Origin of the sequence: Nitrosovibrio sp. Nv17, assembly GCF_900119085.1 — a bacterium.
Taxonomy (GTDB): domain Bacteria; phylum Pseudomonadota; class Gammaproteobacteria; order Burkholderiales; family Nitrosomonadaceae; genus Nitrosospira.
The window spans coordinates 244,342-266,719 of sequence record NZ_FPIQ01000001.1 but is presented as its reverse complement, the minus strand read 5'-3'; the positions used below and the strand labels follow the sequence as shown (position 1 = coordinate 266,719).

The following is a 22,378-nucleotide window of genomic DNA, read 5'->3' as shown; positions in this document are numbered from 1 at the left end:
ACTAGGGCAAAAAGTCCCGCAAATGGTTCAGGAAAATGCAGATAAAAAATATGGTTGTCGGAATATTTTACAATCCGGTCGTGCCCAATTCGTTAAAAGGCGGCCCCACCCCGTTTCATCGTCCGAACTACATAAATATTCCTTATTAAACATTGATATATAATACAACAACAAGAGATGGCACGCGAATTGCTTTATGAAGCATGTCAGGCTAGTTGTCGAAAAATACCGGTTTATTGATTTTATCTCTCCTGGGAGCCACAAGAAATGAACAGTCTCTTTAAAAAAGCCACAATCAGCGCCGCGGTCGCCATGCTTTTCAGCGCTGCCCCGGCGTCAGCCACGTTCTTCACGGACCTCGCTAATTTTCAAATCGATTCCGCGGGAGGCACAACGCCAAATGTGACCGACGTGAATGGCATCACCGGTCGCGGTGTCACTTTCACAAACAACGTTACCAGCAATGCCGCGGGCTCTGCTGGAGCAATTCGCGTAGTCGGTTCCAACCTGCTCGGCAGCTATACGGTACAAGGCGGTACTGGGGCGGATGCCACTTATAACGGATTGGCGATCGTCGGCGTCTTCTCCCTTACGGGTACCGCGAGCGCTCCGGACGCTGCTGGTGTATCGACGGCAACTTTCACCGGCGGCAGCCTGGCATTCTTCACGATTTCCAATCCGAACTCGTACAACCTGAATGACCCGCTTTCGTGGGGGGCGACTAATGGTGCAGGCACACTGCTCAACGCGCCGATCGCGGTTTTCAACCTGGGTACCCCCGATAATGTTGCACCTGGCACTGGCTATTCCGCCTTCAATTTGTTGGCAGGACAGGTCAATACATCGGGCGTAAGCACCACAACAGCCACGGATCAACAAGGCAACATTCTGTTCCTGCCGGAAAACGGTGGCCCGCTGACCAACACGGACGGCACACCTGTGACGCTCGATCCCGGTGCGAACTGGCTGACGGTGACATCGCCTACGGGTAGCGGGGAAGGATTGATCATTCAATCCAATCAACACGTTATTACCGGAACTGCCAATCAGGGGGCGCTGGATTCGATAACGGGACTTGCTGCATTGAATACGATTTCAGAAGTTCTCGCCGGTGTGGAGTTTGCCAGCACCATTTGCAATCCTCTGAATTGCACAGCAGCAGAATTGGCTGATCCGGAGGCGTTCGTAATTGCTTCCACCGTAGGGGCCACTGGCCTGAATAGTGCCGATGCCCGGCTCACCTTGGGCACGATCGCAGCGCCGGGATCCAGCTTCGTGCCGGAACCTGCAACACTGGCCCTGCTGGGATTGGGATTGGCGGGCATGGGATTCACCACCCGGAGCCGCAAGAACAAATAATTCAATCTAAATAATAATATCCTTTAAACGCCTGCTTTAGCAGGCGTTTTTTATTCTGGAAACCGGGAAGGCAAAGGAAGACAGGAAAGAAAGACAGGGTGTAAAAAATTTCGACAGCGGATCGAAGACCGCGTCGATCAATCGGACAAAACCGCTGGCGTCCCGCTCATGATCCTGCTGAGATATCCACTCACCTTGCTCGCCGCCTTTTCTTCTTCGCGCTTGGAGAAGAAGTAGGGATAGAGCGAGCGCTCGCCCTGGTCACACAGCTCCGCGAGTCCCGCCAGCTGGGCAATCTTCTCGTCCACGTAGTCCAGTTCCAGGTGCATCAGGACCGCAGGCGCCTGGACACGCCGGCAGGTGCGTTCCTCGCCAATCTGGCGCAGGCCGAGCATGCGCCGGTAGAATCCGGCATGCCTGGGGTTGACCTCGATGAACAGATCCGTGGCCTTGTTAATGTTGCGCCCCAGGATATAGGCAAGGTGAAACAGGGATGCCAGCATTTCTTTCGAACCATGCTCGAGATCCATGGCAAGCCTGGAAAGCTCGCAAACCTTTCGATTCTGCCGACGGAAGAAATTGATCTCCCGCCCATAGAGCTCATCAGCCAGGAGCCCTGATTCGGAATCCATGCCCAACGTCAATGTTCCCAGGATTCGACAGGGGTCCGAGGCCTCGAGCGTGAGCTGATTGGCACGATTCTGCAGGAGCGCGCAGATATCGGTGTGGTAGCCCCTGCATGAATACATGCGCTCGATGAATATCCCGGTCTTGATGCGCTGCCGGGATGTGCTCACCAGCCGGATATCGTAGTGCTCGCGTTCGAGCAGCAATTCTTCGTGCGGAATATCGCCAAAAGGCCGGTCCGCTCGTGCGGCATGTGACGCGGTGGAATACTCCTCTGCCTCACGATTCATGATTCAGGTACTGGAAGAATGGACTTGGCATGGCTCACTCGTGCAAACATGACCAGCGATCCCTGTCGACGAATCTTTCACTGCGCGGAAATCCTGTCCCCACAAGAGGTAATGGGAGTCATTTCCTTCGAGAAACAATCTGCCAGCAAGTCTCATCGAACAAGGAGTGTATCGTCATGGATTGAAAACAAGGCTAGCAGTTACCTGCTAGTTGGCTTGACCAACGATGGATCCCCCAGGAAAAACCGGGAAATCCGATGCTCCACTGCATGCCCCCCCCGACGTCTGGAGCAGGACGAACATCTATCCCAACCGGAACGCTCTCGATAGCAGTTGACGAACCAGTGGCATGCCTGTCTCAACACGCCGGTCCGGAAAGAATCGATTCGAATGCCATCATCCGGTTTCCATGATACGGATCACTTCGATATCGACCTTGATCGCGGTTCATTCTACCGGAAATGGTCATGCGGTATTTGGCTACATCGTACTACCAAAAATAATGGAGCGGTGTGTTCATTTGCATATGCCGGATGTATCCAGATCAGATCACCAAGTTGATTAGCACGATTCATGCCATGTCATTAAATGATTATTTAAACCAGTCACTTATAAATAATATATTTGAGATTATGTCGTAGAATTACGACAAGATATCCCATATCATTATCAAGACTTTGTTTTATATGAAAATTGATTGTCGCCATATGGCGACAACATGTATTTCCGTATCATGAAAATGAGACGGATGAAAATCCGTACCCGCCCCGATCACGCGTGCGCATCGTCCTGACACGGGTCGGGTGATGCTGCAAAGAACACCGCCTGAAAATCCGGGCTAGCGGTGGCTCCTGACCCAGTCCCGCCATTTGATGAACAGCTCCGGGTCGAGTGCGGCGATGGTGGAACGCTGCCATGGAGGCTCCGCCCAGAAATCATCCTGGTCGAACCCGCACATGCTTCCCCCTGCCTCTTCGAGGATCAGGCTGCCTGCGGCATAATCCCACAGCTTCTGCCCGCCGTGCAGGGAAAGGTCGAACCGCCCTGCGGCGGTATAGCACCACTCCAGTGCGCAGGATCCATAGTTGCGCTGGGAGGAGAAGGGCCGCCCGGTGCAGATCTCCCGTGCCAGCCGGTTGCCCAGCCGCTTGAGATCGACGTTCGCCATGGCGCCGGAGAGAGGGGGGGCATGCGTCCTGATGGGCAGTTTCTCGCCATTGAGATAGGCGCCGCCGCCCTTGGTGGCGTGGAACATCTCGTCCATCACGGGATTGTAGACGACGCCCAGCACACTCCTTCCCCGCCGCATCAGGGCCACCGATACGGCAAAATAGGGCAATCCGTTGACGAAATTGGAGGTGCCGTCTATGGGATCCATGCACCACAATCCCGCATCTCCCGCCAGCCATTGTTCCACCTGCTCGCGCTCCGTCATCTCCTCGCCCACCACCGCGGCGGGCAGGATCTCACGCAAGGCATGCGACAGCGCCTCCTGCGTCGCAAGGTCGGCGTCCGTGATCAGGCTTCCGTCCGCCTTCCGCTGGCGCGCGACGTTGAGGTAACGGGGAACGATCTCCTGCTGCGCGACCGTGCGCACCGCCTGCATGACGGCATCGATCACCGGCTAGCGTTCCCGCCACTTGATCGAGCAGCCGATGCTGGGAATCTGTTCGGCGGGACCACGACTCGTCTCGGCCACCTGCTGCATGGCCTCAAACAAGTCGCGGCGCGCACCCACGGGTGCGGCCTCCTTGCGCGACGCATCCAGCCGGCCGCGGTACTGCAGCTCCAAGCGGGCGTTGAAGCCGAAGAAATCGGGCGTGCATACCGCACCATAGGCCCGCGCCACCTGCTGAGTTTCGTCCCATACGTAGGGAAACGGAAAACGATGCTCCAGGGCGATCCGCGCCATGTTGTCGAAGGAATCCTCGGGATAGTCGGCGGGATCGTTCGACATGATGGCGATGCTGCCGATACCGTACCGGGCCAGTTCTCCAGCATCGCGGACGATGCGATCCCGCACCGCCTTGACGTAGGGGCAATGGTTGCAGATGAACATGACGAGCACCCCCTTCTCGCCGGCCGCCGATGCCAGGGTATGGCGCCTCCCGTCCACACCCGGCAGGTCGAAGTCCACCGCCTTCCAGCCGAAGTCGCACACCGGTGTTTCCAGACTAGCCATCTCTGTTCTCCAGGTTACTGAGGGATCCATGGGCGCTCAGCCGCCACGGTCGGGAATCCGGAACGGAATCAACGGTCCTTGCTTGCCGGGCCGTATAATGTAGCCATCCAGAACTCCGTTATATTATCATGAGAGCCGATGACTGACCGCCCCGCCCGGGTGCCGGTGCTTCCCCGCTTCTACCATCCGGGTGCGATGAGGATCGGCGAGGCCGTCAGCCTGCCGGACACCGTCGCGCATCATGCCCTCCGGGTGCTGCGGCTGAAACCGGGCGCTGGGCTGGTCCTGTTCAACGGCGAGGGAGGAGAGTTCGAGGCCGCCCTGGTTCGTTGCGGCGCGCAGGGCGCGGAAGCCGTGGTCGAGCGCCATCTGGACGTCGAGCGCGAATCGCCGCTGGACATCACGCTGGCCCAGGCGATCTGCGCCGGGGAGAAGATGGACTGGATCGTCCAGAAGGCGGTGGAACTCGGAGTCTGCCGCATCCAGCCGCTCATGGCCGAGCGGAGCACGGTCAGGCTTGCCGGGATGCGCGCGGAACGGCGCCTGCGCCACTGGCGACAGATTGCCATCTCCGCCTGCGAGCAATGCGGACGCAACCGCATCCCGCCGGTGGCGCCGTCGGCGTCCCTGCCGGAGTGGCTGGATACCTGCAGAACGGAGCGTGCCGGCGGAGACGGCACAGCCGCGCCGCGCTTCATACTGCTGCCCGCCGCGGAAAGAGGGTTGCGCGACCTCTCAGGCACTTCATCCCCGCGCCGGTTGATCCTGATGGTAGGTCCGGAAGGCGGTCTTGCGCCGGGGGAAGTAGCGGCCGCCCTGGCATCCGGATGGATCCCCCTGCGCCTGGGCAGGCGCACGCTGCGCACGGAGAGCGCTGCCCTGGCGGCGGTGGCAGGCATGCAGGCCCTGTGGGGGGACTATTGATGCCGCCCGGACGATTGTCCCCCCATCCGTGCTGCGCCTGCATATGGCCCTTAATGCGATGAAACCCCCTGCGTCTCCTTCACCGACATGAAAATCCATACCGGCTTCGTCACCTGGTTCCGCTCGGTGGCACCCTATATCTATGCATTCCGTGGCAAGACGTTCGTCATCGCCTTCGGTGGCGAAGTGGTGGCCGATGGAAAATTCGTCGGGCTCGTCCATGACCTCAATCTTCTGGCGAGCCTGGGAGTGCGGCTCGTGCTGGTGCACGGGGCACGCCCCCAGATCGAGGCCAGGCTGAAGGAACGGGGGCTACGGACCACGTACGCCGGCAGCCTGCGCGTGACCGACGCAGAGGCGCTACAGTGTGCCAAGGAGTCCGTGGGACACATCCGCGTCGACATCGAGGCGCTGCTGTCCATGGGGCTGCCGAACTCGCCCATGGCCAACGCCGACATCCGCCTGGCCAGCGGCAACTTCGTCACCGCCCGCCCCATGGGCGTCATCGATGGCACGGACCTGATGTACACCGGGGAAGTGCGCAGGATCGCGGTCGCCGCGATCCGCGCCCGGCTGGAGCAGGGCGAGATGGTGCTGCTGTCGCCGCTGGGATATTCCCCCACCGGGGAAATCTTCAACCTGACCCTGGAAAACGTCGCCACCGAGACGGCGATGGCGCTCAAGGCCGAGAAACTGGTATTCCTGATGGACACCGCCGGCGCCGAAGCCGCCTCCGGCGAGGCCCCGGAACTGCCCCGGGAGCTGACCGTCGCACAGGGCAAGGCCCTGCTCGCGGGGACTCCCGGCGAAACATCCGCCCTCTGCGAGGATGCACGGCTGTATCTGCCCTGTGCGATCCGGGCATGCGAGCACGGCGTGGCGAGGGTACACCTCATCAGCCGTCACGTCGACGGCGCCATACTACAGGAGCTGTTCACGCACGGCGGCATCGGCAGCATGGTCGCGGAAGGATCGCTGCAGAACCTCAGGAACGCGGGGATCCGCGACGTGGGCGGCATCCTGCAGCTGATCGAACCGCTCGAGGCCGACGGCACGCTGGTGCGCCGAAGCCGGGAGCTGCTGGAAATGGAAATCGATCGCTTCATCGTGGCCGAACATGACGGCATGATCGTAGGTTGCGCCGCACTTTACCCGTTTCCCGACGACAAGGCCGGTGAACTGGCCTGCCTCACGGTCCATGCCGACTACCGCAGTACGGGATGCGGCGATGCGCTGCTCAGGCACGTGGAGACCCGGCTCCAGTCCATGGGTGGCCGGAAGCTCTTCGTTCTCACCACCCGTGCCGCCCACTGGTTCGTCGAACGCGGGTTCCGCGAAACCGGCATCCGGTCCCTTCCCGGGATCAAGCGCGGACTGTACAACTACCGGCGCCGCTCCAAGGTGTTCATCAAGACGATGGCGCCGCGCGTATAGCGCGGACGCATGTTGGCGCCGAGATTCACGGCAAAAGGGCAGGCCGGGGATCGGTGACGGCAGCCGCGTGTTTACGGGGTCGGCCGAAATGGCCATAATGCATCCCTTATCTGTTCATTACGGAGACGCGATCGATGCCAAGACTGGTACGCTGCATCAAGCTCGGGCGAGAGGCCGAGGGCCTGGAATTTGCGCCTTATCCGGGGGAACTCGGGAAGCGCATACTCGACAACGTCTCGAAGGAAGCGTGGGCGCGATGGGTCAGGCACCAGACCATGCTGGTCAACGAGAACCGCCTGAATCTTTCGGAAGCGAAGGCACGCAAGTACCTGCTGGAACAGATGGAAGCGTACTTCTTCGGCGAGGGGGCGGAACAGCCGGCGGGCTACGTGCCCGTAAAATGACCAGAAGCGATGTCAGACATGGCTTTCGTCGCTGAAACGGCGGCACTGCCTGCCTCCCGCCCTCCTGACGGCGGAGCCGGAAGCCGATGGGCAGTGCGGCCATGCTGAGCACCCTCAACGGCAGCCAGTTCATCAACCGCGAACTGGGCCAGATCGAGTTCAATCGCCGCGTGCTCGCGCAGGCCGGCAACAAGCTCACGCCCCTGCTGGAGCGGCTGAAGTTCCTGTGCATCGTCAGCAGCAATCTGGACGAGTTCTTCGAGGTCCGCGTCGCCGGGCTGAAGGAGCAGATCGACCTCGACACGCACGGCTTCGGACCGGACGGCATGCTGCCGCAGCAGGTATTCAGGCTGGTATCCGAGCAGATCCACACGCTGGTGGCACGCCAGTACCAGATCCTGAACCAGGAGGTCCTGCCCGGACTCGCCAGCGAAGGCATCCATTTCCTGCGCCGCGACGCCTGGAACGACGCGCAGCGCGAGTGGGTCAAGGCGTTCTTTTTCCGCGAGTTGATGCCGGTCCTGACCCCGATCGGCCTCGACATCTCCCACCCTTTCCCGCGCGTGCTCAATAAAAGCCTGAATTTCGCGGTCGAACTGGAAGGCAAGGACGCCTTCGGGCGCAGTTCCGGCACCGCCATCGTACAGGCGCCCCGGGTGCTGCCGCGCGTGATCCTGCTGCCGGACGAATTGACCATCGGCAAGTACAACTTCGTCTTCCTGTCCTCGATCCTGCACGCCCATGTGGGTGAACTGTTCTCCGGCATGAGCGTGCTGGGCTGCTACCAGTTCCGCGCCACGCGCAACAGCGACCTGTTCGTCGACGAGGAGGAGGTCAAGAACCTGCGCATCGCGCTCCAGGGCGAGCTGCCGCAGCGCCACTTCGGCAATGCGGTACGCCTGGAGGTGGCGGACAACTGCCCGCGGCACATGGCGGACTTCCTGCTGGAGCAGCTCGGCCTCACCCGCGACGACTTCTACCAGGTGGAGGGCCCCGTCAATCTCGTCAGGCTGATGCAGGTGCCGGACCGCATCGAGTGCCCCCAGCTCAAATACCCGCCATTCGTCCCCGGCCTCCCGCTCACCCTGCAGAAGAAAAAGATCGTCGACATCTTCCAGATCATCCGCAAGAACGACGTCCTCCTGCACCACCCGTACCAGTCGTTCCAGCCCGTGATCCATTTCATCCAGCAGGCGTCGACCGATCCGGATGTGGTGGCGATCAAGCAGACCGTCTACCGCACCGGCGCGGATTCGTCGGTGATGACCGCGCTGATTGCCGCCGCCAGCAGCGGCAAGGAGGTCACGGTGGTGGTGGAGCTGCTGGCGCGCTTCGACGAGGAGGCCAACATCAACTGGGCCGGGCGCCTCGAAGAGGTGGGCGCGCACGTGGTGTACGGCGTGGTGGGCCACAAGACCCATGCCAAGATGGCGATGGTGGTGCGGCGCGAGGAGGGGAAGCTGCGGCGCTACGTGCACGTCAGCACGGGAAACTACCACCCCAGCACGGCGCGCTTCTACACCGACTTCGGGATGTTCACCTGCAACGAAGAGGTCTGCGCGGACGTGAACGAGGTCTTCATGCAGCTCACCGGCCTGGGCAAGGCGGGAAAACTCAAGCACCTGTGGCAATCTCCCTTCAGCTTCCACAGCCAGATGCTCGCGGCCATCAACAAGGAGGCGCAGAGCGCCAGGGCGGGGAAGCCGGCACGCATCATCGCCAAGATGAATGCGCTGCTGGAGCCGGAAATCATCCAGGCGCTGTACGCCGCATCGAACGCCGGCGTCCGCATCGATCTCATCGTGCGGGGAGTGTGCGCCCTGCGTCCCGGCATCGCGGGACTGTCGGAGAATATCCGGGTGCGATCCATCATCGGTCGCTTCCTCGAACATACCCGCATATTCTGTTTTCATGACGACGGCAGCCACGCCATCTATCTCTCCAGCGCGGACTGGATGGACCGGAATTTCTTCCGCCGCATCGAGATATGCTTCCCCATCCTGGAGCCGAGACTCAAGAAGCGCGTGCTGGCGGAGGGTCTGAACACGTACCTTCGGGACAACACGCAGGCCTGGGAGATGGACGGCAACGGCCACTACCGCCTCAAGTCTGCCCGCGCCGGCAAGAAGTTCTGCGCTCAGGAAACGCTGCTCGCGGAACTTGCGCTGACAGGCCCTCCCGCCCTGTAGCGGGAGCGTGACCGGCATGACCACCGAGATCGAACTCAAGCTGCGCCTGTCTCCGTCCGCCGCCGCCCGCGTGCTGCGCAACCCGTGGCTACGCGCGCTGGGCGGCTCGGATCCGGTCACCCGCAGGCTGCGTACGGTCTACTACGACACGCCCGCCTTTCATCTGCGCCGCCACGACGTCGCCCTGCGTCTGCGGCGCGAGGGTCGCCACTGGATACAATCCGTCAAAGGCGGGGGAAGCGTCGCGGCGGGGCTGCATCGACGGGAAGAGCAGGAAGCGCCGGTACTGGGTCCCCACCCCGACTTCACCAAGATCGCGGATCCCGCGCTCGCCCGGCTGCTGGCGTCGGACAAGCTGCGCGAGCGCCTGCGACCGCTGTTCACCACCACCTGCCAGCGCAACACCCGCATGCTGCGCCTGCCGGACGGCAGCGAAGTGGAATTCTGCCTCGATCGGGGCACCATCGCCGCGGGCGACGGCGAGGGACCCGGCGTGCCCCTGTGCGAGATTGAACTCGAACTGCAGTCGGGCCATCCGCTCTCCCTGTTCCAGCTGGCACAGGCGCTGATGCACCACTTTCCCGTCCGGATCGAACATGCCAGCAAGGCCGCGCGGGGCTACGCCCTCGTGTCCGGCGCCGCACCGACACCGCTCAAGGCGCGCCCACCCCGCCTGACCTCCGGCATGGGTATGGATGCGGCCCTCAAGGCGGTGGTGCAGAGCTGCCTCGACCACCTGCACGGAAACGAGACCGGCATGCTGGAGGGAAGCGGCATCGAGTACCTGCATCAGATGCGCGTGGCCTTGCGCAGACTGCGCTCGGCCTTCGGCCTTTTTTGCGGGAAGCAGGCCCGGACGGGGCTGATCGCGCCCGCTGCCGGGGAGCTGCAATGGCTCGCGGGACAGCTGGGTCCGGCACGGGACTGGGACGTATTCACGGAAGAGACATTGGCCGCAGTCGATGCCGCCCTGCCGGACCATGCGGGAATCTCGGAGTTGCGGGATCGCTGTGAACGCATGCGACAGCACCATGGCGAGATCGCGCGCCAGGCCGTGGCGTCCCGGCGCTATACGGAAACGATGCTCAGCCTGGGAGCGTGGCTGTGCGGGGCGCCTATGGAGGCTCAGCAGGAGAATCCCCAGGCGCCGGACGACGCCCGGGCGGACATGGGGGTGGGACCCTTCGCCAGGAAACTGCTGACCCGGCGGCACCGCCAGTTGAGAAAACACGGACGCACGCTGCAGGGCCTCGGCGCTCCCGCGCTGCACGCCGTGCGCATTCTGGCCAAGAAGCAGCGCTACGCAGTGGAATTCCTGTCCAGACTCTACCCCGCCGGCGCAGCGGGTGCCTACCTCGACTCCCTGTCCGCGCTGCAGGACATCCTTGGCATCCTGAACGACGCCACGGTAGCCAGGGGGCTGCTCGGCGAGATGTCGGCCGCCGGAGAGGACCGACATCCAACGGCCAGGGGCCAACAGGAGAAACACGAAGCGATCGGCATCGTGCTGGGATGGAGCCTGCGCCAGGCCTGTCCCAGGCAGGATCTGCTGGACGATGCCTGGCAGCGTTTCCGCAGCGAGCAGCCATTCTGGTAGGCAGGGGCGGCGGTGCGCCCCTTCCCTCGTCAGTGGATGATGGCCTTCAATTCCCCTTTGACGTACTTGCTGGCCATGCTGTCGAGCGCGACGGGCTTGATCCTGCTTGCCTGGCCCGCGCTGCCGAATGCCTCGAAGCGCGCCTTGCAGATCTCCTTCGCCGCCGCGGTGGCATCCTTGAGGTACTTCCTCGGGTCGAATTCGCTCTTGTTCCTGGCCAGGTGCCGGCGGATCGCGCCCGTCATGGCGAGCCGGATATCGGTATCGATGTTGACCTTGCGCACGCCGTGCTTGATCCCTTCCTGGATCTCCTCCACCGGCACGCCGTAGGTCTCCTTCATCTCTCCACCATACTCGCGGATGATCTCGAGCCATTCCTGGGGCACGGAGCTGGAACCATGCATGACCAGATGGGTATTGGGAATACGCTGGTGGATTTCCTTGACGCGCTCGATGGCGAGGATATCGCCGGTCGGCTTGCGGGTGAACTTGTACGCCCCGTGGGAAGTGCCGATGGCGATGGCCAGCGCATCCACACCCGTCTGCTTGACGAAGTCCGCCGCCTGCTCCGGATCGGTCAGCAACTGGTCGTGGGAAAGCTTGCCCTCGGCTCCGTGGCCATCCTCCGCCTCGCCCATGCCCGACTCCAGCGAACCCAGGCAACCGAGCTCCCCTTCCACGGATACTCCCACGGCGTGGGCCATGCTCACCACCTTGGCGGTGACCGCGACGTTGTACTCGTAGGATGAAGGCGTCTTGGCATCCTCTTCCAGGGAGCCGTCCATCATCACGCTGGAAAAGCCGCTGCGGATGGCATTGACGCAGACCGCCGGCGAGGCGCCGTGATCCTGATGCATGACGATGGGAATGTGCGGATAGCTTTCCACGGCCGCCTCGATCAGATGCCGCAGGAACGCCTCCCCGGCGTACTTGCGGGCGCCCGCCGAGCCCTGCATGATCACGGGGCTGTCGCATTCGTCGGCAGCCTGCATGATGGCGTGGATCTGCTCCAGGTTGTTCACGTTGAAGGCGGGCAGACCGTAGTCGTTTTCCGCCGCATGATCCAGAAGTTGACGCAATGATACGAGTGCCATGTCGAGCCTCCTTTACCTTTCAAATTAAAATCCGTATATGAGCAACGCCCGGACTCTCGTCCCCGACGACCGAACCGCCATCCGGAGGATCGGAAGTCCGGCATGTCGCTGGCCCGATCAGGACTTGGCCAGCGCCTTCTTGTATTCTCCCACCCTGACGATCTTCATGGTGTTGGTGCCGCCCGCCTTGCCCACCGGCTCACCGATCGTCATGATGATCAGGTCGTCGTTGCGCACCACGCCCCGCTTGAGCAACTCGTTTTCGGCGTGATTCAGGATGATCTCCGGATCGTTCGAGCCGCCCCCGAATTTTATCGGATACACACCGCGAAACAAGGTCATTTTGCGGCGCGTGTCCTCCTGCGGGCTCAGCGCGAAGATGGGCACGTTGGAGCTTCTGCGGGACATCAGCAGCACGGTCCGGCCGCTTTGCGTCAATGCGGCGATGGCGCGCAGCTTGAGTCCGCCGGCGGTGAACATGGTGGCCCGCGCGATCGCCTCCTCGATGGTGTCGGGCAAGCCTCCCTGCGAGCGGCGCAGCTCGCTGCCCGCCAGGTACTCCTTCTCCGCCTCGAGGCAGACCCTGGCCATGGCCGCGACCGATTCCACCGGATACTGCCCTGCCGCGGACTCCGCCGAGAGCATTACCGCATCGGTGCCGTCGAGCACCGCGTTGGCGACGTCGGAGACTTCCGCCCGGGTAGGCACCGGACTGCTCACCATCGACTCCATCATCTGGGTAGCCGTCACCACCAGCTTGTTGTTGGCACGCGCGGTGCGGATCATGCGTTTCTGCAGGGCGGGCACCACCGCGTCCCCCACCTCGACCGCAAGGTCGCCGCGCGCCACCATGATGGCGTCGGATTCCTGCAGGATGTCGTCCAGCGCGAGGATCGCCTCCGATCGCTCGATCTTGGCCATCAACAGGCTCTTGCCGCCCACCTCGCGCATGACCTGGCGCGCCCAGCGCATGTCCTCCCCGGATCGCGGAAACGACACCGCGAGATAATCCGCCTTGATCGCCGCCGCGGTCCGTATGTCCTCCACATCCTTGCCGGTCAGGGCAGGGGCGCTGAGTCCGCCGCCCTTGCGGTTGATGCCCTTGTTGTCGGACAGCACACCGCCCTGCTCCACCGTGCAATAGACCTGCGCACCCTGGACCTCGGCCACGCCCAGGACGATGCGGCCGTCATCCAGGATCAGGGTTGCGCCGGGCTCGACGTCATTGGGCAGTTCCTTGTAGTCCAGGCCGACCCGCTCCTGATTTCCCAACTCGCACTCGGCATCCAGGATGAAGGTATCGCCGGTCGCGAGCAGGATCCTGCCCTGCTCGAACCTGCCGATCCGGATTTTCGGCCCCTGCAGGTCGGCCAGCACTCCCACGGCATGGCCCGCGGCATGCGCCAGCGAACGGGCCAGCTCGGCACTGCGGATATGCTCCTCGCGCGTGCCGTGGGAGAAATTGATGCGTACCACGTCCACGCCGGCATTGATCATGCGCTCCAGCACCCCGGGATCACGGGAGGCCGGCCCGAGGGTGGCGACGATCTTGGTTCTGCGGATCATTCTGGATCGGCCGGGGAAACGATCATGAGGGATCAGCCTGCACGCTGCTCCAGGATTTCGACGGCCGGCAGCGTCTTGCCCTCCAGGAATTCCAGGAAGGCGCCGCCGGCCGTCGAAATGTACGATATCCGGTCGTAGATGCCGTACTTCTGGATCGCTGCGATGGTATCGCCGCCACCCGCCAGGGTGAACGCGGCGGTCTCGGCGATCGCCGTGGCGATGGTGCGGGTGCCGTCCCCGAACTGCTCGAATTCGAATACGCCCACGGGTCCGTTCCATACCACGGTTCCGGCCTTCATGATGATGTCGGCCAGCTCCTGCGCACTCTTCGGGCCGATGTCGAAGATCATCTCGTCATCGGCCACTGCATCGGCATCCTTCAGCACCGCGGGCTCGTTGGCGTCGAACTTCTTGCCCACCACGACGTCCACCGCGATCGGAATGGAGGCCTGACGCCGGGCCATCTTGTCCATCAGGGCCCTGGCGGTCGGCACCAGGTCATCCTCGCACAGCGACTTCCCGACGCGCTTGCCGGTGGCCTTGAGAAAGGTATTGGCGATGCCGCCGCCCACCACCAGCTGATCCACTTTTTCCGACAGGGATTCCAGCACCGTAAGCTTGGTCGAAACCTTGGAGCCGCCGACGATGGCCACCATGGGGCGCGCGGGATTCAACAGCGCCTGGCCCAGCGCGTCCAGCTCCTGCGTGAGCAGGATGCCCGCGCAGGCAACCGGCGCATACCTGGCGATGCCGTAGGTCGAGGCTTCGGCACGATGGGCAGTGCCGAAGGCATCCATCACGAACACGTCGCACAGGCGTGCATACTTTCGGGCCGTCTCGTCGGCGTTCTTCTTCTCCCCCCGGTTGATGCGGCAGTTCTCCAGTACCACCAGCTCGCCTTCGGCCACTTCGAACTCGCTTTTCGTCCAGTCCCTGATCAGGCGAACCTGCCTGCCCAGACGGGCGGCAATGTCATCGGCCACCGGCTTGAGCGAGTGCTCGTCCGACCATACGCCTTCTTCGGGCCGCCCCAGATGCGAGGTCACCATCACGCGGGCGCCCTGCTTGAGGCAGTGTTCGATGGTGGCCATGGAGGCGGTGATGCGCGCGTCCGAGGTTACCCTTCCATCCTGGATGGGAACGTTCAGATCGGCGCGGATGAATACACGCTTGCCCTTGAGATCGAGGTCGATGAGCTTGATGACTGGCACGGGAATACTCCGGGTTGGTAAGGCACGGGAAAGGGCTGCGGCACCTTCCCGCGCCGGATCAGGATGATGAGCGAAAAGGAGACGTGGACGGGACCCCGCTCCCGCGGTTGCCCCGTTCCACCGATTGCCGCAGGTTATCTGGCCGCAATGACCCGGGCCATCTCCAGTATCTTGCTGGAGTAGCCCCACTCGTTGTCGTACCAGGACACCACCTTCACGAAACTGCCGTCAAGCGACATGCCCGCCTCCGCATCGAAGATGGAGGTACAGCTCTCGCCCCGGAAATCGGTGGACACCACCTTCTCGTCGGTATAGCCGAGTATCCCCTTCATCGACCCTTCCGATGCATCCTTCATGGCGGTGCAGATTTCCTCATAGGTGGCATCCTTGCTGAGCTCCACGGTCAGGTCGACCACCGACACGTCGGAGGTCGGGACACGGAACGCCATGCCGGTCAGTTTCTTGTTGAGTTCCGGAATGACCGCGCCCACCGCCTTGGCCGCCCCGGTCGACGACGGGATGATGTTCTCGAGGATGCCACGGCCTCCGCGCCAGTCCTTGTTGGAAGGACCGTCGACGGTTTTCTGCGTGGCAGTGGCGGCGTGCACCGTCGTCATCAGCCCGCGCTTGATGCCGAACGTGTCGTTCAGCACCTTCGCGACCGGCGCCAGGCAGTTGGTGGTGCAGGACGCGTTGGATATGATGGACTGTCCCGCGTAGGCCTTGTCGTTCACGCCGTAGACGAACATGGGCGTATCGTCCTTGGACGGTGCCGACATGATGACTTTCTTCGCGCCTGCCGCGATGTGCTTCTGGCAGGTTTCCTTGGTGAGGAAAAGCCCCGTGGACTCGATCACGACGTCCGCGTCCACCTCGTCCCACTTCAGTTCGGCCGGATCCTTGATGGCCGTCAGCCGGATCTTCTTGCCGTCGACGACGAGCGTATCGCCCTCGACGGAGACGCTTCCCTTGAAGCGCCCGTGCACCGAGTCGTGCTGCAGCATGTAGGCAAGGTAATCTGGTTCGAGCAGGTCGTTGATCGCCACGATTTCGATGTCCTTGAAATTCTGTACCGCTGCGCGAAACACCATGCGTCCGATACGGCCAAACCCGTTGATGCCGACTTTTATTGTCATGTCTTGAACTCCTCGAATAAAAAATCTTGCCGCGGTGCGAGATTCCTGTCTCCGCAATCAGGCGATGCCGTTGACCGCCTTCACCACGTTTTCGACGGTGAAGCCGAAGTGTCGGAACAGATCGCCGGCCGGGGCCGACTCGCCGAAGGTATCCATGCCCACCACCGCACCGTCGAGTCCCACGTACTTGCGCCAGTAGTCGGTGATGCCCGCCTCCACCGCCACACGCCCGACGCCCTTCGGCAGGATGCTGTCGCGATAGGCTGCGTCCTGCCGGTCGAACAGGCTGGTGCAGGGCATCGAGACCACGCGCACGGGCACGCCCGTCTCCGCCAGCGCCTTCTGCGCCAGGATCGCGAGGCCGACCTCGGAACCGGTCGCGATGATGACCGCCCTGGGCGCACCGCCGTCCGCCTCGGAAAGGACGTAGCCCCCCTTTTCTATCAGCCCGATGGTGGCCGCGTCACGCTTCTGGAAAGGCAGGTTCTGGCGGCTGAATATCAGCGCCGACGGCCCCTCCCTGCGCTCGATCGCATGCGCCCAGGCGACGGTGGACTCGACGGTGTCGCAGGGACGCCAGACATCCATGTTGGGGATGTAGCGCAGCGTCGCGGTCTGTTCTACCGGCTGGTGCGTCGGACCGTCCTCGCCCAGGCCGATCGAGTCGTGGGTGAACACGAACAGGGTACGGATCTTCATCAGGGCGGCCATGCGCAGGGCGTTGCGCGCATATTCCGAGAACATCAGAAAGGTGGCGCCGTAGGGAATGATGCCGCCGTGCAGGGACAATCCGTTCATGATGGCGCTCATGCCGAACTCGCGCACGCCGTAGTAGATGTAGTTGCCGCCCCGCTCCCGGTTGCAGCCCTTGGATCCGGACCACAGGGTCAGGTTGGAGCCGGCCAGGTCCGCGGAGCCGCCCACCAGTTCCGGCAGCACCGGCGCCAGGCCCTCGATGGCGTTCTGCGATGCCTTGCGGGTGGCGATCGTCTCCTGCCTGGCATCGACCTGGCGCAGCAGATCCTGCACATGCTCCCTCCAGCCGGCGGGCAGTTCCCCCGCCGTGCGCCGCCTGAACTCGGCAGCCTCGGCGGGGTACTGGGCAGCGTATTCGGCAAACCTGCGATTCCATTCGCCTTCCAGCGCCTCTCCTTTTGCGCGGCCGTCCCACGCCGCATAGACCTCCTCCGGAATCTCGAACGGCGGATACTGCCAGCCGATGTGCGGGCGGGTTGCCGCGATCTCGGCGTCGCCCAGCGCGGCGCCGTGCACTTCGTGGGTATCGGCCTTGTTGGGCGAACCCATGCCGATGACCGTCCTGCAGCAGATCATGGAAGGTTTTCCCGCGGCCCGCCTGGCCGCCTGGATTGCCGCCTCGATCGCTTCCGGATCGTGGCCGTTCACGTTCGGCACCACGTGCCAGCCGTAGGCCTCGAAGCGCTTCGGGGTATCATCGGTGAACCATCCCTCGACGTGGCCGTCGATGGAAATGCCGTTATCGTCATAGAAGCAGATCAGCTTGCCGAGCCCGAGGGTACCGGCCAGGGAGCAGGCCTCGTGCGACACCCCTTCCATGAGGCAGCCATCTCCGAGGAACACATAGGTGTGATGATCGACGATGTCGAAGCCGGGGCGGTTGAAATCCGCCGCCAGCATCTTTTCCGCCAGCGCCATGCCGACCGCATTGGCGAGTCCCTGCCCCAGCGGTCCGGTGGTGGTTTCCACCCCGGGGGTATAGCCGTATTCCGGATGCCCCGGGGTCTTGGAGTGCAGCTGGCGGAAGCGCTTGATCTCCTCCATGGGCAGGTCGTAGCCGGTCAGGTGCAGCAGGGCGTAGATCAACATCGATCCATGCCCGTTCGAAAGCACGAACCGGTCGCGGTCGACCCATTTCGGATTGGCGGGATTGTGGCGAAGATGGCGGGTCCACAACACCTCGGCGATCTCGGCCATACCCATCGGCATGCCAGGATGGCCGGAATTGGCCTTCTGCACGGCGTCCATGGCCAATGCGCGGATTGCGCTGGTCGAGTTCCTGAACACCGGCGCATCGATATTTCTGAATGTTCCCATGGACGTAGACTCCCTCGTTCGATGGATAAGGATACAGGTGGATACGGCAACGAGATTCCGCGCCCGGCAGCATGCCGGTGCGGATCGAAAGCGCGTTATTATCGCTTAAGATGCGATGTCAGACAACTTCGCTTCCACTCTGCACCGGATGGGGTACAGGCGCGGGACGGGGCCGGGCGCGCAGAGTCGCGCCACCAGCCGCCGCGGCCCCACAGTTCGCGCCCGCGGCTGGCCACGGTTCAGTGGCCGCGCAACCGGATGCCGAGCAGCTTGAGCTTGCGATACAGATGGGTACGCTCCAGTCCCGCCCGCTCGGCCACACGAGTCATGTTGCCATTTTCCTGATTGATGAGCTGCTCGAAATAGACCTTCTCGAACATGTCGCGCGCCTCGCGCAGTGGAACGTTGAGCGGAATGCCACTCACCGCCTGAATGGGTGAGGACGAGGCCAGTATCCGCTTGACGTCCTCCGCCGATATCTCTTCGCCCGCGCAGGTGAGCGCGAGCGAGCGCACCGTGCCTGCGAGCTGGGCGAGATTGCCGGGCCAGTCATGGTTTCTCAGGCTGTTGAGCGCCGCGGTGCTGAACTGCCGCACGGGCGCCTCGCCCGATTCGATGCAGCGCGAGAGCATCTGGCTGGCCAGCTCGGGGATGTCCTCCCGGTGCTCGCGCAGGGCCGGCACGCCGATGCAAAGACCACCCAGTATCTCGTACAGCTGCTGGTCGTAGGCGCCCTGCGCGGTCAGATCCGCCAGCGGCATGGAAGTGGCGCATACCAGGCGCACGCCGTACTTTTCCAGCTTTCCCATGAGCAGCAGCAGGCCCTTCTGCGCCAGCCTGCCGAGGTCGCCGATCTCCTTGAGGAACAGCAGCCCGCCCTTCGCGCGTTCGAGCAGGTCGAGCGGGGCATGGGCAAGAACGGTGAAGGTGTCCGGCTCCACCCAGGGTGTATTCGGGCGGTGCAGGAAGCGCGCGCACAGATCCATGCCGGTTCCCGGTTCGCCAGTGAGCAGCAGCGGCGTTCCCAGATCCGCCACCTGCTCCAGTCGTCGCTTCAGGTCCGCAATCACCGGCCCGCGGCCGAGGCTGGCAAGCGGGAAAATCGTCAGCGGCCTGCCCTGTCCGCCGCGCAGGGCGCGACCCACCGTGCTCAGCAGTTTCTGCAGCGGGATCGGTTTCTCCAGATAACCCGATGCCCCCATGCGCGTCGCCTCCACCGCGGTGTCTATGGTGCCGTGACCCGACATCATGACCACCGGCATGGTCAGCAGCCCGCTGCTCGCCCATTCCTTCAACAGGGTGATGCCATCGGTGTCCGGCATCCAGATGTCCAGCAGCACCAGGTCGGGGCGCATCTGCCGGCGCAGGTGGCGCGCCTGCTCGGCATTTTCCGCAAGGGTGACGTGATAGCCCTCGTCCCGCAGGATTTCGGACAGGAGCTCGCGTATGCCGATTTCATCGTCGACGACGAGTATGGAATTGTTGCCCATGGTTCAGAAGTCGAGTCTCATCGGTAAATGGCCGGAAGCGGTGGCGTCACACGGTGCGGGATGGAATGATACGACAAAGTCGCCGCCCCCTCATCCGACCGGAAACGTGATCGACACGCGGGCACCGCGAGGCTGGATATTTTCTATCTGGATCATGCCGCCGTGCTCCTCGACGATCTTCTTGACGATGGGCAGCCCGAGCCCCGTCCCCCGCGCCTTGGTCGTGATGTAGGGCTCGAACACCCGCGCCTTGACGTGCTCAGGAAACCCGGTGCCATTGTCGCTGACGCTGAGGCGCACGCCTTCCGGCACGGTTTCGGTGCGCACCGTGATGGCGGATTGCGGCAGCCCGATCAGGGCGTCCTGCGCATTCTGCAGGAGATTGTGGATCACCTGGCGCAACCGCACTGAATCGCCCCGCACGGCGGGAAGGTCCGGCGCCAGTTCAGAATGGATGGGGGACGGGGGTTCGGCCGGTACCGCGAGGCTCGCCGCCTCGTACAGGGCGAGCACTTCCCGTATCAGGCGGTTGAAATCCAGCATGTGAAATTCCAGTTCCGGCACGCGCGCATACTCGCTGAACTCGTTGACCATCTTCTTGAGGGCCTCCACCTGGTTGACGATGGTCTCGGTGGAGCGCGCCAGGATGCCTGCATCCTGGGCGTCCAGCTTTCCGGCGAGCTTGTGCTGCATGCGTTCGGCGGAAAGCTGGATCGGCGTGAGGGGATTCTTGATCTCGTGCGCCAGGCGCCGCGCCACCTCCCCCCAGGCCGCGGTACGCTGCGCCTGCAACAGGCTGGTGATATCGTCGAATACCACGACGCCCCCGCCACCCGACTTCTGCGGCAGGCGCGTGCCGCGCAGCAGCAGGACCTGATGGGCGACCTCCGTCGGGCGTTCCACCTGGTATTGCCACTCTCCGCTCCTTCCGGAATGGAATCCCTCCAGTATGCGGGCCTTGAAGGATCCCAGGCGAGGCTCCCGCGCCGCGCACTCTTCGATGGTCAATCCCTGCAGAGCCAGCAGCGGGACGTCCAGGATCTGCTCCGCACTGGGGTTGGCGGTGCGCATGCGCAAATGCTCGTCGAACACCAGCACGCCGGATGACAGGTTGGCAAGAATGTTTTCTAGATAGGCCCGGGCGCTCTCCACTTCCTGCTGATTGCGCTGGGCCATCGTGCGGGCTTCTTCGAGCTGCTGGGTCATGAGATTGAACGACTCGGTCAGTACGCCGAGCTCATCCCGGCTCTGCACCGGATGCCGCCTGCTGAAATCGCCCTGCGCCACCGCGCGCGTACCCTCGGCCAGCATGCCCAAGGGAGCGCTCAGCCGCTCGCTGACGAGGAACGCCGCCGCCAGGGCGGAAAACAGCGAAAGCAGCAACGCAAGCGTGAGCGTCACACCGTACAGGCTCTTGAGCCCCTCGCGCGACAACAGCAGCTCCTGGTAATCGCGATACGCCGCCTGGACGATTTCCGCGTCTTCCGCCAACCGCTTGGGCACCGGCTGCAGGAGTTGCAACGCCCCGATGCCCTCAACCATGGCGACAGGCACCACCACCCTGAGATACAGCCCTTGGTCGGCAATGGATTCGACCACGCTGTACGACTGCCCCGTCCTCATCTGCTGCAGGATTTCCCCGTTCAGGGTGCCGGGAAGCAACGGAGCGCCGGATGCCTCGGACGATGCGATCGCCTCGCCGCGCCGGTCGAACAGGATGGCCTCCCGTATCGCCGATTGATCCAGCAGATGGGCCAACACGGGGCGCGACGCACCGGATTCGTCGGACAGCGTCGATGCGATGGCCTCGGCCCGGTCGCGCAGATCGGCCAACAGGTTGTCCAGGATGGTACGGCCAAGATTCAGTCCTCCTTCCAGCGCCCGATCCACCTTGACGTCGAACCATGTCTCGATGCTCTTTCCGAGAAACTGGACGGAGACACCATATACGAGGGCGCCCGGCAGGATCGCCATGAGCGAGAGGATCAGCAGCAGACGCAGCGCCAGCCGGGAGCCGAACACGCCCACCTTGAGTCTGCGCCTGAGTCTCCACAGCAGGTACCCGACCACCGCCATGAGCAGCAGCACGAACCCTGCGTTGATCCGGATCAGGAGCCGGTACTTGCGCTCGAACAGCCCCGTGTCCGCACCGGCGCTGGCGAGCAGGAACAGCATGACCGCACCCAGACCCGCCATGATTATGACAGCATACTTCACGGCGCAGCGCGATCCTGAAGTCCCGGTACCGGCAGTTTCGTGCCCCAGCGCAGCACGCCGGTACCCAGATCCCATTCCCTGGTACCCAGCGTTTCCACCTGGAAGGGCTTGGGCAGCGCCGATATGTCCAGCCACATGCGCAATTCCAGGATGTAGTCGCGGTCGGGCGCGAGTTCCGCGCTGGCCAGGATGGGGCGGTCGCGAACCCGGCCCAGGACTTGAAGTGCCTCCTCTATCGTATTGAAATTCTGGGATAGCCCGCCACGGCTCAGGCGATACTGCCGGGTCAGCGCGTAATAGCTCAGCCCCTCCCTCACCCTGCTGTGGGCGACGCGCTGATTCAGCCAGTACCAGCGGAAATTCACCAGGTTGAGCTCGGTGACGAAGTACAGCACGATCCCCTTCTCCAGGGCGCGCTCCAGCTTGGAGTTGAGCGTGATCTCGAAATCCGCGTCGAAGCGGTAACCCTCATCCGCCGAACCGATCGCGATCGATTTGACCTGTATGCCTTCTGCATGAACGGGAGCGCCGAGGGACAGCATCAGGCCACCGAGGACCACCGCCCCCCGCAGCAGGCGCCTCAAG

The 22,378-nt window shown here is 63.0% G+C and carries 17 protein-coding genes; 6 read left to right on the top strand and 11 right to left on the bottom strand.

What is annotated here, in order from left to right; translation table 11 throughout:
- Positions 1-267: 267 nt before the first annotated feature.
- Positions 268-1,359: a PEP-CTERM sorting domain-containing protein gene (locus BT108_RS14050; RefSeq protein ID WP_072292699.1), complete on the top strand. Its 1,092-nt coding sequence runs from the start codon at positions 268-270 to the stop codon at positions 1,357-1,359.
- A gap of 137 nt (positions 1,360-1,496) precedes the next feature.
- On the opposite strand, the gene BT108_RS01155 is transcribed toward BT108_RS14050, so the two are convergent.
- From BT108_RS01155 to BT108_RS01145, 3 genes are all read right to left on the bottom strand, one after another.
- A complete protein-coding gene (locus BT108_RS01155; RefSeq protein ID WP_072292698.1) occupies positions 1,497-2,276 on the bottom strand; it encodes an N-acyl amino acid synthase FeeM domain-containing protein in 780 nt (259 codons plus the stop codon).
- A gap of 838 nt (positions 2,277-3,114) precedes the next feature.
- Positions 3,115-3,897 (bottom strand): inositol monophosphatase family protein, encoded by a 783-nt coding sequence (locus BT108_RS01150; protein ID WP_072292697.1) that lies wholly within the window; start codon positions 3,895-3,897, stop codon positions 3,115-3,117.
- Positions 3,898-3,900: 3 nt separating this feature from the next.
- A complete protein-coding gene (locus tag BT108_RS01145) occupies positions 3,901-4,458 on the bottom strand; it encodes a thioredoxin family protein (protein WP_072292696.1) in 558 nt (185 codons plus the stop codon).
- A gap of 138 nt (positions 4,459-4,596) precedes the next feature.
- On the opposite strand from BT108_RS01145, the gene BT108_RS01140 reads away from it, so the two are divergent.
- From BT108_RS01140 to BT108_RS01120, 5 genes are all read left to right on the top strand, one after another.
- Positions 4,597-5,382, top strand: coding sequence for a 16S rRNA (uracil(1498)-N(3))-methyltransferase (locus BT108_RS01140; RefSeq protein ID WP_218184785.1), 786 nt, complete (start codon positions 4,597-4,599; stop codon positions 5,380-5,382).
- 87 nt (positions 5,383-5,469) lie between these two features.
- Positions 5,470-6,816, top strand: a complete 1,347-nt coding sequence (gene argA / locus BT108_RS01135) for an amino-acid N-acetyltransferase (protein ID WP_072292695.1) — start codon at positions 5,470-5,472, stop codon at positions 6,814-6,816.
- A gap of 134 nt (positions 6,817-6,950) precedes the next feature.
- Positions 6,951-7,220, top strand: coding sequence for an oxidative damage protection protein (locus tag BT108_RS01130; protein ID WP_072292694.1), 270 nt, complete (start codon positions 6,951-6,953; stop codon positions 7,218-7,220).
- Between the two features lie 86 nt (positions 7,221-7,306).
- Positions 7,307-9,409, top strand: coding sequence for a polyphosphate kinase 1 (gene ppk1 / locus BT108_RS01125; RefSeq protein WP_255369561.1), 2,103 nt, complete (start codon positions 7,307-7,309; stop codon positions 9,407-9,409).
- 16 nt (positions 9,410-9,425) lie between these two features.
- Entirely contained in the window at positions 9,426-11,006 is a 1,581-nt protein-coding gene (locus BT108_RS01120) for a CYTH and CHAD domain-containing protein (RefSeq protein WP_072292693.1), read from the top strand.
- A gap of 29 nt (positions 11,007-11,035) precedes the next feature.
- On the opposite strand, the gene fba is transcribed toward BT108_RS01120, so the two are convergent.
- The 8 genes from fba to BT108_RS01080 all read right to left on the bottom strand — a co-directional run bounded on the left by fba (position 11,036) and on the right by BT108_RS01080 (position 22,377).
- Complete coding sequence (gene fba, locus BT108_RS01115; protein ID WP_072292692.1) at positions 11,036-12,100, bottom strand: class II fructose-bisphosphate aldolase; 1,065 nt, start codon at positions 12,098-12,100, stop codon at positions 11,036-11,038.
- A gap of 117 nt (positions 12,101-12,217) precedes the next feature.
- Complete coding sequence (pyk, locus tag BT108_RS01110) at positions 12,218-13,666, bottom strand: pyruvate kinase (protein WP_072292691.1); 1,449 nt, start codon at positions 13,664-13,666, stop codon at positions 12,218-12,220.
- 32 nt (positions 13,667-13,698) lie between these two features.
- Positions 13,699-14,877: a phosphoglycerate kinase gene (locus BT108_RS01105; protein ID WP_072292690.1), complete on the bottom strand. Its 1,179-nt coding sequence runs from the start codon at positions 14,875-14,877 to the stop codon at positions 13,699-13,701.
- A gap of 134 nt (positions 14,878-15,011) precedes the next feature.
- Positions 15,012-16,013 carry a type I glyceraldehyde-3-phosphate dehydrogenase gene (gene gap / locus BT108_RS01100; protein WP_072292689.1) on the bottom strand — a complete coding sequence of 334 codons (1,002 nt, stop codon included), beginning with the start codon at positions 16,011-16,013 and terminating at the stop codon, positions 15,012-15,014.
- A gap of 57 nt (positions 16,014-16,070) precedes the next feature.
- Positions 16,071-18,086 (bottom strand): transketolase, encoded by a 2,016-nt coding sequence (tkt, locus tag BT108_RS01095; protein ID WP_072292688.1) that lies wholly within the window; start codon positions 18,084-18,086, stop codon positions 16,071-16,073.
- A 239-nt stretch (positions 18,087-18,325) separates the two neighbouring features.
- Positions 18,326-19,576: a sigma-54-dependent transcriptional regulator gene (locus BT108_RS01090; RefSeq protein ID WP_072292687.1), complete on the bottom strand. Its 1,251-nt coding sequence runs from the start codon at positions 19,574-19,576 to the stop codon at positions 18,326-18,328.
- 90 nt (positions 19,577-19,666) lie between these two features.
- Positions 19,667-21,793 (bottom strand): sensor histidine kinase, encoded by a 2,127-nt coding sequence (locus tag BT108_RS01085; protein ID WP_072292686.1) that lies wholly within the window; start codon positions 21,791-21,793, stop codon positions 19,667-19,669.
- Positions 21,790-22,377 (bottom strand): DUF4390 domain-containing protein, encoded by a 588-nt coding sequence (locus BT108_RS01080; RefSeq protein ID WP_255369560.1) that lies wholly within the window; start codon positions 22,375-22,377, stop codon positions 21,790-21,792. The genes BT108_RS01085 and BT108_RS01080 overlap by 4 nt, the downstream gene beginning before the upstream one ends.
- Between the last annotated feature and the right edge of the window lies 1 nt (position 22,378).

What these genes read in the sequence shown, in the direction of transcription:
- pyk (WP_072292691.1), bottom strand. Translation starts at nt 13,666, where the DNA reads ATGATCCGCAGAACCAAGATCGTCGCCACCCTCGGGCCGGCCTCCCGT.
- BT108_RS01130 (WP_072292694.1), top strand. Translation starts at nt 6,951, where the DNA reads ATGCCAAGACTGGTACGCTGCATCAAGCTCGGGCGAGAGGCCGAGGGC.
- argA (WP_072292695.1), top strand. Translation starts at nt 5,470, where the DNA reads ATGAAAATCCATACCGGCTTCGTCACCTGGTTCCGCTCGGTGGCACCC.
- ppk1 (WP_255369561.1), top strand. Translation starts at nt 7,307, where the DNA reads ATGGGCAGTGCGGCCATGCTGAGCACCCTCAACGGCAGCCAGTTCATC.
- BT108_RS01090 (WP_072292687.1), bottom strand. Translation starts at nt 19,576, where the DNA reads ATGGGCAACAATTCCATACTCGTCGTCGACGATGAAATCGGCATACGC.
- fba (WP_072292692.1), bottom strand. Translation starts at nt 12,100, where the DNA reads ATGGCACTCGTATCATTGCGTCAACTTCTGGATCATGCGGCGGAAAAC.
- BT108_RS14050 (WP_072292699.1), top strand. Translation starts at nt 268, where the DNA reads ATGAACAGTCTCTTTAAAAAAGCCACAATCAGCGCCGCGGTCGCCATG.
- BT108_RS01140 (WP_218184785.1), top strand. Translation starts at nt 4,597, where the DNA reads ATGACTGACCGCCCCGCCCGGGTGCCGGTGCTTCCCCGCTTCTACCAT.
- BT108_RS01120 (WP_072292693.1), top strand. Translation starts at nt 9,426, where the DNA reads ATGACCACCGAGATCGAACTCAAGCTGCGCCTGTCTCCGTCCGCCGCC.
- tkt (WP_072292688.1), bottom strand. Translation starts at nt 18,086, where the DNA reads ATGGGAACATTCAGAAATATCGATGCGCCGGTGTTCAGGAACTCGACC.
- BT108_RS01145 (WP_072292696.1), bottom strand. Translation starts at nt 4,458, where the DNA reads ATGGCTAGTCTGGAAACACCGGTGTGCGACTTCGGCTGGAAGGCGGTG.
- gap (WP_072292689.1), bottom strand. Translation starts at nt 16,013, where the DNA reads ATGACAATAAAAGTCGGCATCAACGGGTTTGGCCGTATCGGACGCATG.
- BT108_RS01155 (WP_072292698.1), bottom strand. Translation starts at nt 2,276, where the DNA reads ATGAATCGTGAGGCAGAGGAGTATTCCACCGCGTCACATGCCGCACGA.